Genomic DNA, 16,367 nt, shown 5'->3' with positions numbered 1-16,367 from the left:
ATCACACATTCCAATATATTTTATTATGACCAAGTATTGGAAATCAGTATATACAATTTGGTACTTTTAATATGGACTACTATGTCATCATACCCGCGCACAACGAAGCTGAATACCTAACAACCACTTTAGATTCATTAGCAAACCAAAGCTTACGACCAAAAAAAGTAGTGGTGGTCAATGATAATTCTGAAGATACTACTGGTGAAATTATAGCAAGCTACATAGCTAAAGACGATATATTTCACACACGTCCTATTAGCTCCTCAGCGGAACACATGCCAGGAAGCAAGGTTATTCAAGCTTTCAATTGCGGACTTGAACTGGTAGACGATACCTACGATTTTATTGTTAAGTTAGATGCGGATGTCATCCTTCCATTAAACTACTTTGAACAAATTGCCAAGACGTTTAAAATAAATCCGAAAACAGGTATTGCAGGCGGGTTTATTTATGAGCAGAATCAACATTGGGAATGGCAGTTAAATCACCCTATGAACAAACAACATGTACGTGGAGCATTCAAAGCCTACTCCAAATCATGCTTTAAAGCCATAGGCGGACTTAAAAGTGCTATGGGATGGGACACGGTAGATGAACTTTTAGCGCAATACCACGGATTTAATATACATACAGATGATGCGCTAAAAGTAAAGCACCTGAGGCCCACGGGAACAGCCTACAACAAAAAAGCGCGAGGCCTGCAAGGACAGGCCATGTTCGCTATGCGCTATGGGTTTTGGATTTGTTTAATTGCATCAATCAAGATGACACTAAAGCAAAAGAACTGGACCGCATTTACAGATAATATGAAAGGCTTTTTTGAAGCTAAAAAGAATAAGGTACCATTTTTAGTATCTCAGAACGAAGGGGTATTTATACGTAAGTTACGTTGGACCAATATGAGGAGAAAAATAAGTACATAAAAAAACCGCCAGTAAGGCGGTTTTCAATTTTTTAAGATAAACATTTGCTAGAAGCCTAATTCCTTTTTAACATCGGCTAAAAGATCTTTACCTCGCGCTACAATTAATCCAGCACCTTGCTGTGCGTCTATAACATAATCATATCCTTGAGCAGTTGCGACCTTCTCAATAGCAGCTTTAGCTTTTTCGGAAATTGGTGCGAACAACTCACCTTGTTTTTTCTGGAATTCTTGCTGAGCAGCTTGTTGTGCTTCACCAATATTCTTTTCAAAACCTTGAAGCTCAATTGCTCTCTTCTCGTTCTCCTCTTTTGTCTTACTTGGAGCCTCGTTTTGATACTGTGTAACTTTATTACGTAATTCCGTCATGGATGCCTGTATGTCGGCATTGTATGTTTCCTGAAGCTTCATAAGCTCTGCCTCGGCTGTTTTCATTTCTGGCATAGCTCCTAATAATTGTGTCACATCTATGTGCGCAACTTTACTTTGAGCATTTACAAAACTAGTCGTTGCTACAAACAACATTAATGCTACTACTACTTTGTTTAAGTGTTTCATGAGTTAAAATTTAATTCTTCTTTGAGTGTTAATTAATGGTTCCTAATCTAATAATCTAATTCCGATATGTTACTAATTTTCAGTGTCTTTTATAGTCTCTTTTTCCTTGTCTTTTTTCTTTGCTTCTCGTTCTTCCAACAATTTTTTTCTACGTTCCTCGTAGGCCTTTTTTCGCTCCTCTCTTAGTTTGAGTTGCTGAGTACGCTTCTCATCAGCCGTTTTGGCTCTTGCCTCGGTCGCCTCTTTCGCTTTATCCAAACGCTCTTGCAACGCATCATTTACAACTTCTTCATCTTCTGATTCTTTATCCTCAAAGTCTGCAATACTGTTTCTATTACTAGCTTTTTTAGCAGGCTTACTAATCTTTCGCGTCCTAGCAATACCTCTTAAAACAAGGTCGCTAATATCGTGCCTTTTTTGTGCATACAACATTACAACATCCGCCGATCTATCAAAAATAAAATCGTACCTTTTATTGGCTCCCAATTTTTGGACTTCGTTAAACACTTGGTCCTGTATTGGCTGTATAAGCCTGCGTTTTTGTAAAATTAAATCCCCCTGCGGTCCAAATCTATCTTGCTGGTACTCTATCATCTCTTTTTCAAGGATCTGGATATCTTCCTCCCTTTCAGAAATCAGCTCCGGGGTAAGCAACACCTTCTCTGCCATCAAGTCCTTTTTCATTTGCTCCACAACACTTTGCTTCTGCTCTATCTGAACCTTCCATTTCTGCGCCTTAGTGTTCAACTGCTCGGTAGCGTCCCTATATTCCTCCACATTCTCCAAAATGTACTCCATGTCTACATAACCGATTCGGACGCCTCTTTGGGCATTCGCATACAAACTGGTAACCAGCAAACCAAGGAATAAAAGAACTTTTGTTTTTGACTTCATTATTGATATCGTTTAATCCAATAGAAAATATCGTGCCAAATTTACTAAAACTTTTAAAATGAAGCTTTTAGCATATAGCACAATTCTAAAAATTTAAAATTGCTGACCGATAATAAAGTGCGTTTGCCATCCACTAGGACCATTGCCTAATGATTGAGGCCTAAGATCCTCATCGAATCCATAACCAAAGTCTATACCCAATAATCCAAATGCTGGCATAAAAATTCGCAGCCCCACACCGGCCGATCGTTTTAATTGAAACGGATTAAACTCCTGAAAATTGTTGAACGAATTACCAGCCTCTAAAAACGCAAGACCAAATATAGATGCGGATGGTTTTAAAGTAAGTGGATACCTAAGTTCCATAGAAAATTTATTATAAATCAAGGCTCCTTCTTGCTGCCCAGTCAAAGCATCAATGGCGGTTAACGATTGGTTCTCGTACCCCCTTAATTGCACAATATCCCTACCATCTAAGGTAAAGTTATTAAGACCGTCACCTCCGACGAAGAATCGTTCAAAAGGCACATTCCCTACCCCGCTGTTATAACTACCCAAGAATCCAAATTCTGCATTCGTCCTAAGCACCAACTTACCCATAAGCGTAGTATACCAATCCCCTTTAAACTTTACTTTATAATATTCCAGTAACCTGAAACGCTCTTGATCTATTTGCTCCAACTCCTTACTTTCTGGTGTTATCGCTCCGCCTTGGGCTTGCACTATAGGTGCAAGTTCCTCACTTCGTTCTTTTAAAGCTCTAAAATCCTTGTTACTCAAAAGGGAATAGGGTGGGGTAAATTTAGCTGTGACCTCAAAATTGGAACCGCCTCTTGGAAAAATACGCCCTCCTAGTATCGCATTCCTAGACACCCCAAATGTATAGGCGATGGAATTAGACTGACCGTTTCCAAAATTGAACAAACCAGTATTATAATTTCTAAAATCGTACAACTGATAACTCAAGGAATGGGAAATAGTGAAGTAATCATCTGGCCATTGAACCCGCTTGGCTAAACCTACGGTAATTCCTGTTATAGAAAACTGACGATTTTTATCTACCTCTATACCGTTCCTACCCCCAAAAGATGCCAAAAACTGTTGGGTCCTAGAAAAGCTCATGTTAAATTGTACAGGCTTTTTACCACCCAACCAAGGCTCTACAAAGTTTAAGCTGTACACCCTAAATGTCCTACTAGCTTGCAAACGCAGTGCAAAAGTTTGACCATCGCCCATGGGCACTGGTTTATACTCCTCACCTTTAAATAAATTCTTTACCGAAAAATTACTAAAAGAAAGCCCTAGGGTTCCAATGAAACCACCTCCGCCGTAACCACCCTGCAACTCTATCTGACTGGAACCGGATTCTACCAAACTCCAATCTAAATCTACTGTACCTGCATTAGGATTCGCATTCAAGACATCTGGTGTAATTTGCTCTGCATCAAAAAACCCAAGTTGGCCCAGTTCGCGAATACTTCTTATAATATCAGATTTGTCATACTTCTGACCTGGCCTAGTTCTTAGCTCCCTAAAAATAACGTGATCGTTTGTTCTGTCGTTCCCGTTAACCGTTACGTGGTCTAAAAAAGTCTCTTTACCTTCTATAATACGTATCTCAAAGTTAATAGTATCATTTGCCGCGGAAACCTCGACAGGGTTTATGCTGGAAAATAAATAACCGTTATTTTGATATAAACTTGTTACATCATTTGGGTCAGGTTTAGAGTTATCTGCAATACGCTCCCGAAGCAATACACCATTGTAGGTAGCACCTTTCTTTATACCGAGAACTTGAGCTAAAGAACGATCGGTGTAAACGGTATTCCCAACAAAATCTATGTCACCAAAATAGTACTTGTTACCTTCTTCAATCCTAATATTCAATTGAATATTATTCTCATCAATTTTCGTTAGTGTATCTGATATTACCCTTGCATCCCTAAAACCGTTTTCGGCATATTTATCTATTAAAAGTCCTAAATCTTCTTCGTAGTCCTTTTTAATGTATTTCGACTTTTTCCAAAAGCGTCCTAACTTTTTCTGTTTGGTGCTCTTCAAAGCTTTTCTCAGCTTTTTATCCGACAATTGTTTATTGCCTTCAAAAATAATATCACTGATTTTCACCTTATCACCTTTATCTATGCTCACCAACATACTTCGAGCGTTGATTTGAGACGTATCAACCTTGGTAACAATAGCCACTTTGGTATTCAAATACCCTTGCTTCTTATATTTGTTGGCTAGATAGTTTTTAGTATTGGATATGAGGCTTTCCGTAATTTTCTTTCCTTTTTTCAGGTCTGTATCCTTTACGAGCTCCCCTACCTTACGTTCCTTTACCCCTGTAAACTTAACCTTGGTGAGCGTTGGTCTTTCTATGATATTTAGCTCTAAAAAAACTTTTTCATCCTCTATGTTGGTGATAAAAAAATCTATAGCACTAAAAAGCTCCAGTCCCCATAATTTATTGATGACTGCACTAATCTGTTCTCCAGGAACAATGATAGGCTGTCCTACGCGTAAACCCGTATAGGTTTTTACTGTTTGCTCGTTATAACTTTGTAGTCCTGTTACTTCTATTCCTCCCAGAATATAGCTCTTACCATCCTCATAGGATACTTCCTGTGAGGTTGCGTGAACTGTAATAAGAAGTAAAAAGGTGGTGATTAAATGGTTCAAAGACATGAACCTGGTCATGTCTTTAAGTGAGTTGTTCGCTAGTTTTTCCAAATCTTCGTTCTCTATTCTGGTAATTTTTTATGGCCTCAACCAAATGATGCTCACTAAAATCGGGCCAAAATACATTGATAAAATATAACTCCGCATAAGCAATTTGCCATAACAAAAAATTGCTAATCCGGTGTTCTCCACTAGTACGGATAAGCAAGTCTACATCAGGCAAATTGTGCGTGTAAAGATGGTTATTTATAATGGTTTCATCAATATTTTCAGGTGAAATTATATTATTTTTAACTTTGATAGCGATTGCCTTTACCGCAGATTGAAGCTCCTCACGAGAACCATAACTCAGAGCCAAAGTCAGGGTCATCCCTGTATTTGACCTAGTTTTATCCATGACCTCTTTCAACTCCCTATTCGCTTTGGAGGGTAGGGCGGAAATATTACCAATGGTATTTAAGCGTATGTTGTTCTTGTTAAAATTTTTTAGTTCTTTCCTAAGTGAAGAAACCAGCAAACGCATCAAGGTTTCGATTTCTATCTTAGGCCTGTTCCAATTTTCTGTAGAAAATGTGTAGAGGGTTAAGTATTTTATTCCAACTTTTGCACAATTCTCAACGGTATTTTTTACGGTTTTCACCCCATTTTCATGTCCAAAAACCCTGTGCTTACCCTGCTCTTTGGCCCATCTACCATTACCATCCATAATAATGGCCAAATGGCTTGGCAGATTGCTTACTTCAATATCCTCTATTTTGCTCATGTATTGTTTTACTCAAAACAATCGGTACACAATTTTCTGCCAAAGGTATAAGTTAAGGTAACCCCTGAAAAAACGTACCAATCATCGCTAAAAATATTTCCAAAACGGAACTCCTCAAAATTAGAACCTGCTGGATTACTAGCATCTAAATTATCCGTAAAGGTATATCTGGCTCCAACTTCTGCCCCAAAAATAAGAAACTGATTGATACGATACTTAAAACCTACGGTCATTGGTATCGCGAATGCGCCATCTTTTTGAGAGATATCCTGTAAAACCCCTCCATTAAAATAGTTGTAATCATACCTAAAATAAGTGATTCCAGTATATAAATATGGCGTAAAAGCGGTTCCCAACTTATGAAGATTATAGTCCACAAAATTCACCTCCAAACCTACAGAGCCTTCTAGAACGGAATTATCTACTACATAACCTCGTTGTTGCCGTGCCGTTGTACTGGATTTATTATCGTCTGCCGTGAACTTACCATATAGCAAGGTGCCTCGCCAAGCGTAGCGTTTGCTCTTATTCCATTTGAAAATACCCCCAAATGCAATATCAGAGGGTAGAATATAGTTAGTTCTACCTACATCACCAATAGTATTGGCGCCTCCCGCAAAAATACCTACTTCATAGGTCTGGGCAGTAATCATAAAAGATGTGGAAAGAAAGAATACAAGAAGTATCTGTCTCATGCGATTATATTATTTATTATCTAGCAGCATCCTACCATAAATCATATCGTTTTTTCCTGCTCAGGTTCTCCAAAGATAAACAGTATTTGGACGTATTTATTGTTCAAAGGAAGTGGTCAGTTACGTTTATCCTCGCCCCAAAGCAATTTATTTCTTAGGGTTTTCAAAAAGCTTTCAGAAGTATATTCTATCATCTTTATGGTAAACGGTGCTTTCTTTATGGTTATTTCCTGCCCATTCTCCAAAGATGCAATCCTAGAGTCTAGCGAAACCAAATGGTTTTCCTCTCTACCGGACACCTTTAATCTAATAACGGTGTCATCTGTAATAACCAAAGGTCTTGCATTTAAGTTATGTGGCGCAATTGGCGTTAGCACTAAAGACTTTGCTGTAGGCACGATTACCGGCCCACCGCAACTAAGAGAATACCCGGTTGAACCTGTTGGTGTGGAAATAATGAGTCCATCTGCCCAGTAAGAAGTTAAATATTCGTTATTAAGATGTGTTTCTATTGTAATCATAGAGGTGGTATCCTTTCTGCTAACGGTAATCTCGTTCAAGGCAAAATTCAGGTCTCCAAATTCAGCATCCAAAGCCTTTGTATTCAATTGAACAAGACTACGTTCTACTATGGTATAGTCTCCTCGCACAAACTCGCGCACCACGTTCCTTACATCCTCTTTTTTAAAGGTTGATAAAAAACCTAACCGGCCTGTATTGACTCCAATAATAGGTATGCCCAAATCTTTCACGAAAGTAGTAGCCCTTAGTATAGTACCATCACCTCCAAAACTCACAAACATGTCAAAAGAACCATCCAATCCATTACTTGCAGTAAACGTAGGGTACTCACCCTCCGCTCCAGAATCCAAATAAAGACTGTAAAAATCGGCTTCTATAAAAACTGTAGCTGATTCTTTCTGAAGTTCATCCAACAACTCTACTAAAAATTCAATAGCATTATCCTGATAAGTTTGACCGTATATAGCAACCTTCATACTAGACATTTAGGTATTTATCTAAATAATCCGACCGTTGCTTTAATCCCTCTAAGAATTGATCATCGCTAGTCCCAAAAAGAATATGGTAATTATAACGTCTAAAGGTCTGTACCACTTCGTTAAAATTTAGTGTACTAATTTTTATAGTAATCTGAACGACATCATTCTGGACATCCGTAATAAAGGCACCTATCAGTCTGGCATTATTACTCTCCACGATTTGTGCGATTTCGCTAAATGAATAGTCGTTTATACCCGTGGCTACAACCAATATACTGCCTGGATCAGTAAAAAACGGAATATCTATAAACACAGTTACAATATCCGTTAGGTCGTAATACCCCAATACCTCTTCTTCTTGTCCAAGCACCGGCAAAAGATTAGCATCGTTACGCGCAAAAGCCTCAAGGACATCCATCCAATTCGTTTCCTTTCGGGCAAAAAAAGTTTCCAAATCATACCTAAAAGCATCCATCTTTGAGGTAGGATTTATAGTATCAATATCATTTTCAGAAAAAACTCCCAAAAACCTTCCCTGTTCTGTAATAGCGATATGAGAATAGGTACTTCCTTTGAAAAATTCGAGAATCTTCTCAAAGGAATCATTGACCGTAAACACTGGAATATTAGTTAATAAATGTTTTTGTATGTACATAAGCTTGATTATAATGCAAAATAGTAATATTTAATATCAAAAGGCATGCCTAATTTGTATTTTTGCAAACACGTAAAAGAAACCCGACATTATGACAAAGCTAAGTGTAAACGTTAACAAAATAGCCACTTTACGCAATTCACGCGGTGGAAATGTACCCAATGTGGTAAAAGTAGCTGAAGATATAGAACGTTTTGGTGCGGAAGGAATTACCGTGCACCCCAGACCGGACGAACGACATATTAGGTACCAAGACACTAGGGACCTCGCAAAAATCGTAACAACGGAGTTTAATGTGGAGGGAAATCCAAACCCTAAGTTTATTACGCTGGTATTACAGACAAAACCGACTCAAGTAACTCTGGTTCCCGACACTATCGACGCCCTTACTTCGAACGCTGGATGGGACACGGTTAAACATGCGGATTTCTTAACCGATGTTGTAACTACTTTTAAAAAAGCCGGAATACGCACTTCCATTTTTGTTGACCCTATAATTGCTATGATAGAGGGGGCAAAAGCAATTGGAGCCGATCGTATAGAGTTATATACAGAAAGCTATGCAGAAGGATATACAAAAGACAAAGAAAAAGCAATAGCTCCATTTATTTTAGCAGCCCTTCGTGCAAACGAACTTGGCATTGGAATAAATGCAGGCCATGACCTTAGCCTAGAAAACATAGCGTTCTTTAAAGCCAACATTCCCGAGCTTTTAGAGGTCTCTATTGGCCATGCACTCATTTGCGAATCGCTTTACCTAGGACTGGAAAACGTAGTAGCCATGTATTTAAACAAGTTAAAATGAATCCGATTCTAAATTCTAAAGTCCTAGGCAAAGGAAGACCCATATGTATTCTGCATGGTTTCCTAGGCATGTCAGACAATTGGAAAACACTGGGCGCTGCCTATGCAAACAAAGGATTCAACGTACATCTAATCGACCAGCGAAACCATGGCAAGAGCTTCCATAGTGAAGATTTTAATTATGATTTTTTAGCCAATGACCTCAAGATATATCTCGATGCTCTAAATATTACCAAAACTTCAATTATTGGACATTCCATGGGAGGCAAAACAGCCATGCAATTCGCATGTAATTTTCCTGAAATGACAGAGAAATTGCTCGTTGCAGACATCGCTCCAAAATTCTATCCGCCACATCATCACGAGATTATCGATGCTTTGCGGTCTGTAAATCTAGCCATTATTAGCTCCAGGACGGAAGCAGATGTGGTGCTAAAAAAACAGCTTAGCAACATAGGTATTCGACAGTTTCTTCTTAAAAATCTGTATTGGACCAAAGAAAAGAATCTTGCCTTTCGTTTTAATCTTCCGGTGCTGAGCAAGAAAATGGAAGAAGTAGGAGAAAACATCAGGAGTACCGATAATTTTACAGGTCCAACGCTCTTTTTGAGGGGCAGCAAATCGGAATATGTAACGGAAAACGATATCGATGACATTCAAAAGCACTTTTCTAACGGCACTTTGGATACTGTTTCAAATGCAGGCCATTGGTTACATGCTGAAAACCCTAAAGAATTTTTGGAAAAATCATTAGCGTTTTTATCTTAAACTTTAAAACTAACATAATCAAGCATTTACCAACAACCTAAAACCTTTCTTTAGTGTGAAAATTGATTATATTTAAATGTATTTTGCTATTCGCAAAAAACCAGACGAACCTAAACTACGAAACCCCATGAAACTTGTCCTAAGAACACTCTTAAGCGCATTTGCCGTAATTCTTTTAGCCAACATTCTGCCTAATGTATCCGTAGATTCTTACATTACTGCCATTATCGTGGCCATTGTACTAAGTCTCTTAAATTTTTTAGTGAAACCCATTCTTGTTATTCTAACATTGCCAGTAACCGTTTTAACTCTGGGGCTTTTCCTTCTGATTATAAATGCTGTGATTATACTTTTAGCAGATAATTTAATAGATGGCTTTAGCGTAGGAAGTATATGGTGGGCTCTAATTTTTAGCCTTCTGCTCTCCTTTTTACAATCCATTTTATTTTCCTTATTAAAAGAGGATAAGAAAAAATGAAGTTAGGAATTGGAATTCAACAGGTTTAAAACTTGGCAAATATCCTAAAATAGCGTAATTTTGCACCCCATTTTATTTAAGAAAAAGATACTAAGGAATGAATATTACAAAAGAGCAGATAGACGATTTAAACGCTGTTGTTAAGGTAGCTATCACAAAAGAAGATTACCAAGACAAAGTGGACACCATACTTAAAGATTACAGGAAACAAGCAAATATTCCTGGTTTTAGAAAAGGACAGGTCCCTATGGGACTTATCAAAAAACAATATGGCAAAGCCGTATTGGTAGATGAGGTAAACAAATTATTACAAGATAACTTGAACAAATACCTTACCGAGGAAAAGTTAGATGTACTTGGAAATCCATTACCAAAACAACAAGACCACTTTGATTGGGATAAGGAAGAATTAGCATTTGAATTTGAGCTAGGACTTGCTCCAGATTTTGAGGTTTCTTTAAAGACCAAAAAAGCCATTACCCATTATAAGATTGTTGCCGACAAGAAAATGATTTCTGAGCAAGTAGAGCGCATACAGAAGCAATACGGAAAATTGACAAACAAGGATGTTGTTGGTAAAAACGATGAAGTTTCAGGTGCATTCCGCAACGAAAGCGAAGAAATAGACAACCAAACGTTGCTAGAATTGGATAAACTCAAAAGCAAAAAAGCCATTGAAGGCCTTGTTGGCAAAAAAGTCGGAGATAGTGTCACCTTAAAAACCAAAGGCCTTTTAAAAGAGGACAACTTACTTGCCAGCACCTTGGGCATTACAGCCGAAAAAGCTACAAAGTTAAATATAGAGGTCGTTTTTACCATCAGTGAAATAAACGAACGTGAACCTGCAGCTTTGGATCAAGAGCTATTTGATAAATTATTCGGTAAAGAGGATATAAAAACAGAAAAAGAATTTAGAGTTCGCATTGGTGAAGATTCTGAAAAGCAATTTGAACAACAAGCAGATCAAAAATTATTGAACGACGTAACCGAGTATTTCATTGAAAATATAAAATTTAAGCTTCCTGCCGGATTTTTAACAAAATGGATTCAAGTTACTGGAGAAAAAGAACTTTCAGAAGAGGAAGCTAACGAAGAATACAAAAAATCCGAGAAGGGGTTGCGCTATCAACTTATAGAAGGGAAAATTATTAGTGAAAACAAACTTCAAGTAGAGTTTGAAGAATTGAAGGAATTCGCTAAAGGCTTCATTAAAACCCAAATGGCACAATTTGGACAATTAGACCCGCAAGAAGAAGAGCTGGATAATATTGCAGCCCGAGTTTTGGGTAACCAAGATGAGGTCAAAAGACTTTCGGAGCAATTAATGAGCCAAAAATTATTAAATGTTTATAAGGAAAAAGCGAACCTTAAAGCAAAAGAAATCACTTACGAAAACTTTGTCAAAGAGGTTTACGGATAGTATTCGAATGATAAATTAAGTACCTTTACGGGGTCGAAAATTATTTTTTTGGCACCTTTTTTTACCACTTACAGAATCAAGGAAATGCAGTGCTTAACCAATACGAGGTTGAATTTGAAGCATGGAAACGAACAGAGGTAATTATTCAGATAAATCGAATTAAAAAATGGATTACGGAAAAGAGTTCAAAGATTACGCCATAAAACACCAAGGCATCAGCAGCACATATTATGATGGTATCATGAGTAGTATGTATCCTGTTAATATGACACCGAATATTATCGAGGAAAGACAAATGAACGTGATTGCCATGGATGTCTATTCAAGGCTAATGATGGATCGTATTATATTCCTAGGCACCGGTATTAATGACCAAGTTGCAAACATAGTACAGGCTCAATTGTTATTTTTAGCTAGTGTCGATGCAACAAAAGATATTCAGATATATATAAACTCTCCAGGAGGAAGCGTATATGCAGGTCTTGGTATTTATGACACCATGCAGTTTATTAATCCAGATGTAGCTACCATCTGTACAGGTATGGCAGCCTCTATGGGGGCAGTACTTCTTTGCGCGGGAGAAAAAGGAAAACGTAGCGGACTGCAACATTCCAGAGTGATGATACACCAACCAATGGGCGGTGCGCAAGGCCAAGCTAGTGATATTGAAATTACGGCAAGAGAAATCCTGACCTTAAAGGATGAATTATACGAGATAATTGCAAATCATTCAGGACAAACTGTTAAAAAAGTTCATGATGACAGCGACAGGGATTATTGGATGAAAGCTGATGCAGCTCTTACGTATGGTATGATTGACGAAATTTTAGTAAGGGAAAAGAAATAATTTTGACCAAGTTTTATAAATAGATGTAGTTGTAATAAACCAAAACCGGATAACTTCCGTTATGCTTTGGGGTCTGAGTAATAATTATATGGCAAAAGAAAATTTAGAGTGTTCATTCTGCGGAAGAAAAAAACCGGAAACCAATTTATTGATTGCAGGTTTAGATGCTCACATCTGCGATAGATGTATAGAGCAAGCCCACGGTATTGTTGCAGAAGAATCAAAACAGACAAAGACCAACGATTTATCTTCAGAACTGGTACTAAAAAAGCCACTGGAAATAAAGGATTTCTTGGATACCTTTATTATTGGACAAGAACGTACCAAAAAAGTATTGTCAGTAGCAGTTTATAATCATTACAAAAGGTTATTGCAACCTTCTTCTAAGGAAGATGACATAGAAATCCAGAAGAGTAATATTATCATGGTAGGGCAAACAGGGACAGGAAAAACCCTAATGGCCAAAACCATTGCAAAAATGTTGAACGTGCCATTAGCTATTGTTGATGCAACCGTTTTAACAGAAGCAGGTTACGTTGGCGAAGATGTTGAGAGTATCTTAACCCGCTTACTACAAGCTGCCGACTACAATTTAGAAAAAGCAGAGCGCGGAATTGTTTTTATTGATGAAATAGATAAAATAGCTCGCAAAAGCGACAACCCATCTATAACTAGGGACGTTTCTGGAGAAGGCGTACAACAAGGACTACTTAAGTTACTAGAAGGTACCGTAGTAAACGTGCCACCAAAAGGAGGTCGCAAGCACCCAGATCAAAAATTTATAGAAGTTAATACCGAGAATATCTTATTTATTGCTGGCGGTGCATTTGACGGTATAGAACGTGCCATTGCCAAAAGGCTTAATATGCAAGCGGTAGGCTACAACGCCTCCAAGGTAGACGACAAATTAGACGATGATAATATGTTGCAATATATTATTCCCAAAGATTTAAAAGAGTTTGGACTGATACCTGAGATTATTGGTCGCCTACCTGTGTTGACTCACATGAATCCATTGGACAAGAAAACGTTGCGAGCCATATTAACGGAACCGAAAAATGCCATCATAAAGCAGTATGAAAAACTTTTTGCGATGGACGATATTTCGTTTAATATTACGGAACAAGCCTTGGACTACATTGTAGATAGAGCAATAGAATACAAACTAGGAGCAAGAGGATTAAGGTCTTTGTGCGAGGCTATTTTCACCGATGCAATGTTTGAAATGCCAAGTAATGATGAAACGGAGTTTAAAGTAACAAAACCATATGCAGAGCAAAAACTGTCTTATGAAACAGTGAAAAAACTAAAAGCAGTTTCTTAAATACAATACAATAAGTTCGTTTTAGCAACAATACTTAAAATAACCTAAAAGAGTTAAAAACATAATTCATAAATGAATTATGTTTTTAACTCTTTTTTTTTTGAAATTATATTTAGTAAAACAAGTATTTACAAGGGTTTAGAAAAATGACCGTCTTTTAGACAGCCTTTTTGGTTGTAGGTGCTACCTTGGTTACCTGTTGCAATAAATCCAAGCAAACCTTTTTAATTACTTTTTCATCTGAATATAACGTATGACCATAATTTGGCATTACTTGCATTTCCAATCCCAACATATCTGCCCAAGTCTCTTCAGGCTTAAAGGTATCGTTTGCACCATATAACAAAGTTACAGGCACAGCTGGCTTATCATTTTCCATTCGTATTCTTGTAGAAGAGACATTGTACAAAGATTTTACTGGAAGACCTTTTTTTGCTGCATTCCATACAATAGTACCGCCAGTACTAAATGCAAGGTAATGACAAGGTGCTTTCTCTTTCTTTAACAAATGCGCTACAGCCGTATCGATGCCACCATGAACAAATGAATTATGAATATTTTCCTCGGAATTAACGGTCAAATCCAAATTCGCCAATTGCTGACTATCATAAAATGTGATATCAAAATACTGTTGTAGGTATCCTAGATAAGAAGTTATCCAAAGTCCCTTTCTCGCACCCCACATGTCTGAAACAATTACTAATTTTTCTGCCATAATGATTGTTGTATATTAGTTTTACGGTTACGTATCATTTGTCTAAAGTCTTTCATAAACGGCAAAAACTAGTATTTATTTGTTTAGTAGGACAAAAACATCGGTATAAAACTTAATGAGTAGAAATATAGCTTTAAAATCCGCTCTATATCTAAACGAATGACCATTATAAAACGATATATAGCGTTTTTCTAACTACCAATAACAGAAAAATATTTGATATTTGAAACTAAGCTTGGCTGCGACCGCAAATAGCCAACCTATAAAACGATAAATATGGGGCTCTATTCCCATTACAGTAAATCGCGAACCATGTAGTGCTTAGCCGTTCATCTTGAGTAACTCTTCTATATAATCTCGCCTATTGGAAAGCCTAGGTATCTTATGCTGTCCACCCAGCTTATCGTTTACCTTTAGCCAATCATAAAAAAGATTTTCTCGGGCAACGTGTACGGTTGGCATTTTTAAAGTCGTGTTATTATATCGTTTTGCTTCATAATCTGAATTTAAAGACTTTAAAGCTTTATCCAACAACGCGGTAAAATAAGCTAGGTCCTTAGGAGGTTTTCTAAATTCAATAACCCACTCGTGTGCTCCTTTTTCTTTTCCAGCCATAAAAATAGGTCCAGCCGTGTAATCCTTAATTTCAGCCTCCGCCTTTATACAAACAATCTTTAGCGCTTCTTCAGCATTTTCTATAATCAATTCCTCTCCAAATACATTAATATGATGTTTGGTACGCCCAGTTACTCGTATACGATAGGGACTTTTAGAGGTAAACCGCACCGTATCCCCAATCTTGTAACGCCATAGTCCAGAGTTGGTGGTTATAATGATAGCATAGTTCTTCCCTATTTCTACTTCCCATAACGGAAGCGCTTTTGGGTCTGGGGTATCATACTCATCCATCGGAACAAATTCATAAAAAATACCATAATCTAGCATCAACAGAAGATCATCGGCGTTGTTCCTATCCTGAATGGCAAAAAACCCTTCCGAAGCATTATAGATTTCGTAGTATCTAAAATTCTTTCTAGGGAATAGCCTTTTGTATTGTTCCTTGTACGGACTAAAACTTACCCCACCATGGAAGTACACTTCCAAATTCTCCCAGACCTGAAATAAGTGCTCCTTACCTGTCTCCTCTAACATATTATTCAACAGTACCAACATCCAAGAAGGCACTCCCGCTAAACTCGTTACATTTTCTTGTACACTCTCCTTGATTATAGCCTGTAGCTTCGTTTCCCATTCGCTCATTAAGGACACCTTATTACTTGGCGTGCTGCTATACTCCGCCCAAAGTGGCATATTATCTATTAGGATTGCAGAAAGATCGCCAAAAAAGGAACCATTATTCTCATACAATTCCTTGCTTCCTCCCAGCCTTAAACTTTTCCCTGTAAATAATTGCGAGTTTTCGTTATTGTTCAAGTACAAACACAACAAATCCTTTCCAGATTTAAAATGGCAATCCTCTAAGGCCTCCGTGCTCACCGGTATAAACTTACTTTTGGCATTAGTAGTACCGCTACTTTTAGCAAATAACTTTACCGATGTGGGCCAGAAAAGATTTTGCTCACCTTTACGGGTTCTTTCTATGATGGGTTCCATCTCCTCATAGGAAACTATAGGTACACGATTCCTAAAAGTTTCGTAATTATGTATACTCTCAAAATCATATTTTCGTCCGATTTCGGTATCATCCGCTAGTTCCAAAAGTTGTAACAACACTTCTTCTTGAACCTCTTCCGGGTATTTTAAAAATAGCTCTATTTGATGATAACGCTTTTTAAGCAACCAAGATGCAATAGAATTAAACAGCGGAATGGGCATTT

Annotated in this window: 16 protein-coding genes; 7 read left to right on the top strand and 9 right to left on the bottom strand. The window is 37.6% G+C overall.

Annotation, left to right across the window (positions count from 1 at the left end; translation table 11 throughout):
* The first annotated feature begins 71 nt into the window (after positions 1-71).
* The gene (locus tag Q360_RS0117940) at positions 72-926 is read left to right on the top strand and encodes a glycosyltransferase family 2 protein (protein ID WP_027078306.1); all 855 of its coding nucleotides are present in this window, start codon (positions 72-74) and stop codon (positions 924-926) included.
* A 47-nt stretch (positions 927-973) separates the two neighbouring features.
* Here Q360_RS0117940 and Q360_RS0117935 read toward each other — a convergent pair whose 3' ends face one another.
* The 7 genes from Q360_RS0117935 to Q360_RS0117905 all read right to left on the bottom strand — a co-directional run bounded on the left by Q360_RS0117935 (position 974) and on the right by Q360_RS0117905 (position 8,173).
* Positions 974-1,483, bottom strand: a complete 510-nt coding sequence (locus tag Q360_RS0117935; RefSeq protein WP_027078305.1) for an OmpH family outer membrane protein — start codon at positions 1,481-1,483, stop codon at positions 974-976.
* 72 nt (positions 1,484-1,555) lie between these two features.
* Complete coding sequence (locus tag Q360_RS0117930) at positions 1,556-2,377, bottom strand: OmpH family outer membrane protein (RefSeq protein WP_027078304.1); 822 nt, start codon at positions 2,375-2,377, stop codon at positions 1,556-1,558.
* Positions 2,378-2,470: 93 nt separating this feature from the next.
* The gene (bamA, locus tag Q360_RS0117925; RefSeq protein WP_036196284.1) at positions 2,471-5,077 is read right to left on the bottom strand and encodes an outer membrane protein assembly factor BamA; all 2,607 of its coding nucleotides are present in this window, start codon (positions 5,075-5,077) and stop codon (positions 2,471-2,473) included.
* Between the two features lie 4 nt (positions 5,078-5,081).
* The gene (locus Q360_RS0117920; RefSeq protein WP_027078302.1) at positions 5,082-5,822 is read right to left on the bottom strand and encodes an isoprenyl transferase; all 741 of its coding nucleotides are present in this window, start codon (positions 5,820-5,822) and stop codon (positions 5,082-5,084) included.
* Between the two features lie 8 nt (positions 5,823-5,830).
* Positions 5,831-6,517: a type IX secretion system protein PorG gene (porG, locus tag Q360_RS0117915; RefSeq protein WP_027078301.1), complete on the bottom strand. Its 687-nt coding sequence runs from the start codon at positions 6,515-6,517 to the stop codon at positions 5,831-5,833.
* 116 nt (positions 6,518-6,633) lie between these two features.
* Complete coding sequence (locus Q360_RS0117910) at positions 6,634-7,515, bottom strand: NAD kinase (RefSeq protein WP_027078300.1); 882 nt, start codon at positions 7,513-7,515, stop codon at positions 6,634-6,636.
* A 1-nt stretch (position 7,516) separates the two neighbouring features.
* Entirely contained in the window at positions 7,517-8,173 is a 657-nt protein-coding gene (locus tag Q360_RS0117905) for a CBS domain-containing protein (protein ID WP_027078299.1), read from the bottom strand.
* A 91-nt stretch (positions 8,174-8,264) separates the two neighbouring features.
* Here Q360_RS0117905 and Q360_RS0117900 point away from each other — a divergent pair, with 91 nt between their 5' ends.
* The 6 genes from Q360_RS0117900 to clpX all read left to right on the top strand — a co-directional run bounded on the left by Q360_RS0117900 (position 8,265) and on the right by clpX (position 13,814).
* A complete protein-coding gene (locus tag Q360_RS0117900; RefSeq protein WP_027078298.1) occupies positions 8,265-8,978 on the top strand; it encodes a pyridoxine 5'-phosphate synthase in 714 nt (237 codons plus the stop codon).
* Positions 8,975-9,745 (top strand): alpha/beta fold hydrolase, encoded by a 771-nt coding sequence (locus tag Q360_RS0117895; protein WP_027078297.1) that lies wholly within the window; start codon positions 8,975-8,977, stop codon positions 9,743-9,745. The genes Q360_RS0117900 and Q360_RS0117895 overlap by 4 nt, the downstream gene beginning before the upstream one ends.
* A gap of 127 nt (positions 9,746-9,872) precedes the next feature.
* Positions 9,873-10,223, top strand: a complete 351-nt coding sequence (locus Q360_RS0117890) for a phage holin family protein (protein WP_027078296.1) — start codon at positions 9,873-9,875, stop codon at positions 10,221-10,223.
* Positions 10,224-10,320: 97 nt separating this feature from the next.
* The gene (gene tig, locus Q360_RS0117885) at positions 10,321-11,643 is read left to right on the top strand and encodes a trigger factor (RefSeq protein ID WP_027078295.1); all 1,323 of its coding nucleotides are present in this window, start codon (positions 10,321-10,323) and stop codon (positions 11,641-11,643) included.
* 166 nt (positions 11,644-11,809) lie between these two features.
* Positions 11,810-12,490: an ATP-dependent Clp endopeptidase proteolytic subunit ClpP gene (clpP, locus tag Q360_RS0117880; RefSeq protein WP_027078294.1), complete on the top strand. Its 681-nt coding sequence runs from the start codon at positions 11,810-11,812 to the stop codon at positions 12,488-12,490.
* Positions 12,491-12,578: 88 nt separating this feature from the next.
* A complete protein-coding gene (gene clpX, locus Q360_RS0117875) occupies positions 12,579-13,814 on the top strand; it encodes an ATP-dependent Clp protease ATP-binding subunit ClpX (protein WP_027078293.1) in 1,236 nt (411 codons plus the stop codon).
* A gap of 157 nt (positions 13,815-13,971) precedes the next feature.
* Here the strand turns inward: clpX and Q360_RS0117870 are convergent, their stop codons facing one another.
* Both Q360_RS0117870 and Q360_RS0117865 read right to left on the bottom strand, forming a co-directional pair.
* Entirely contained in the window at positions 13,972-14,529 is a 558-nt protein-coding gene (locus Q360_RS0117870; protein WP_036196281.1) for a dienelactone hydrolase family protein, read from the bottom strand.
* A 321-nt stretch (positions 14,530-14,850) separates the two neighbouring features.
* Positions 14,851-16,365 carry a GH3 auxin-responsive promoter family protein gene (locus Q360_RS0117865; protein ID WP_027078291.1) on the bottom strand — a complete coding sequence of 505 codons (1,515 nt, stop codon included), beginning with the start codon at positions 16,363-16,365 and terminating at the stop codon, positions 14,851-14,853.
* Between the last annotated feature and the right edge of the window lie 2 nt (positions 16,366-16,367).

The sequence above is a fragment of the Maribacter antarcticus DSM 21422 genome (assembly GCF_000621125.1).
In the GTDB taxonomy this organism is placed as follows: domain Bacteria; phylum Bacteroidota; class Bacteroidia; order Flavobacteriales; family Flavobacteriaceae; genus Maribacter; species Maribacter antarcticus.
Note: the sequence above shows the minus strand (reverse complement) of the source record. Positions and strands in the feature narration are given on the sequence as shown.

What these genes read in the sequence shown, in the direction of transcription:
- Q360_RS0117940 (WP_027078306.1), top strand. Translation starts at nt 72, where the DNA reads ATGGACTACTATGTCATCATACCCGCGCACAACGAAGCTGAATACCTA.
- Q360_RS0117935 (WP_027078305.1), bottom strand. Translation starts at nt 1,483, where the DNA reads ATGAAACACTTAAACAAAGTAGTAGTAGCATTAATGTTGTTTGTAGCA.
- Q360_RS0117930 (WP_027078304.1), bottom strand. Translation starts at nt 2,377, where the DNA reads ATGAAGTCAAAAACAAAAGTTCTTTTATTCCTTGGTTTGCTGGTTACC.
- bamA (WP_036196284.1), bottom strand. Translation starts at nt 5,077, where the DNA reads ATGACCAGGTTCATGTCTTTGAACCATTTAATCACCACCTTTTTACTT.
- Q360_RS0117920 (WP_027078302.1), bottom strand. Translation starts at nt 5,822, where the DNA reads ATGAGCAAAATAGAGGATATTGAAGTAAGCAATCTGCCAAGCCATTTG.
- porG (WP_027078301.1), bottom strand. Translation starts at nt 6,517, where the DNA reads ATGAGACAGATACTTCTTGTATTCTTTCTTTCCACATCTTTTATGATT.
- Q360_RS0117910 (WP_027078300.1), bottom strand. Translation starts at nt 7,515, where the DNA reads ATGAAGGTTGCTATATACGGTCAAACTTATCAGGATAATGCTATTGAA.
- Q360_RS0117905 (WP_027078299.1), bottom strand. Translation starts at nt 8,173, where the DNA reads ATGTACATACAAAAACATTTATTAACTAATATTCCAGTGTTTACGGTC.
- Q360_RS0117900 (WP_027078298.1), top strand. Translation starts at nt 8,265, where the DNA reads ATGACAAAGCTAAGTGTAAACGTTAACAAAATAGCCACTTTACGCAAT.
- Q360_RS0117895 (WP_027078297.1), top strand. Translation starts at nt 8,975, where the DNA reads ATGAATCCGATTCTAAATTCTAAAGTCCTAGGCAAAGGAAGACCCATA.
- Q360_RS0117890 (WP_027078296.1), top strand. Translation starts at nt 9,873, where the DNA reads ATGAAACTTGTCCTAAGAACACTCTTAAGCGCATTTGCCGTAATTCTT.
- tig (WP_027078295.1), top strand. Translation starts at nt 10,321, where the DNA reads ATGAATATTACAAAAGAGCAGATAGACGATTTAAACGCTGTTGTTAAG.
- clpP (WP_027078294.1), top strand. Translation starts at nt 11,810, where the DNA reads ATGGATTACGGAAAAGAGTTCAAAGATTACGCCATAAAACACCAAGGC.
- clpX (WP_027078293.1), top strand. Translation starts at nt 12,579, where the DNA reads ATGGCAAAAGAAAATTTAGAGTGTTCATTCTGCGGAAGAAAAAAACCG.
- Q360_RS0117870 (WP_036196281.1), bottom strand. Translation starts at nt 14,529, where the DNA reads ATGGCAGAAAAATTAGTAATTGTTTCAGACATGTGGGGTGCGAGAAAG.
- Q360_RS0117865 (WP_027078291.1), bottom strand. Translation starts at nt 16,365, where the DNA reads ATGCCCATTCCGCTGTTTAATTCTATTGCATCTTGGTTGCTTAAAAAG.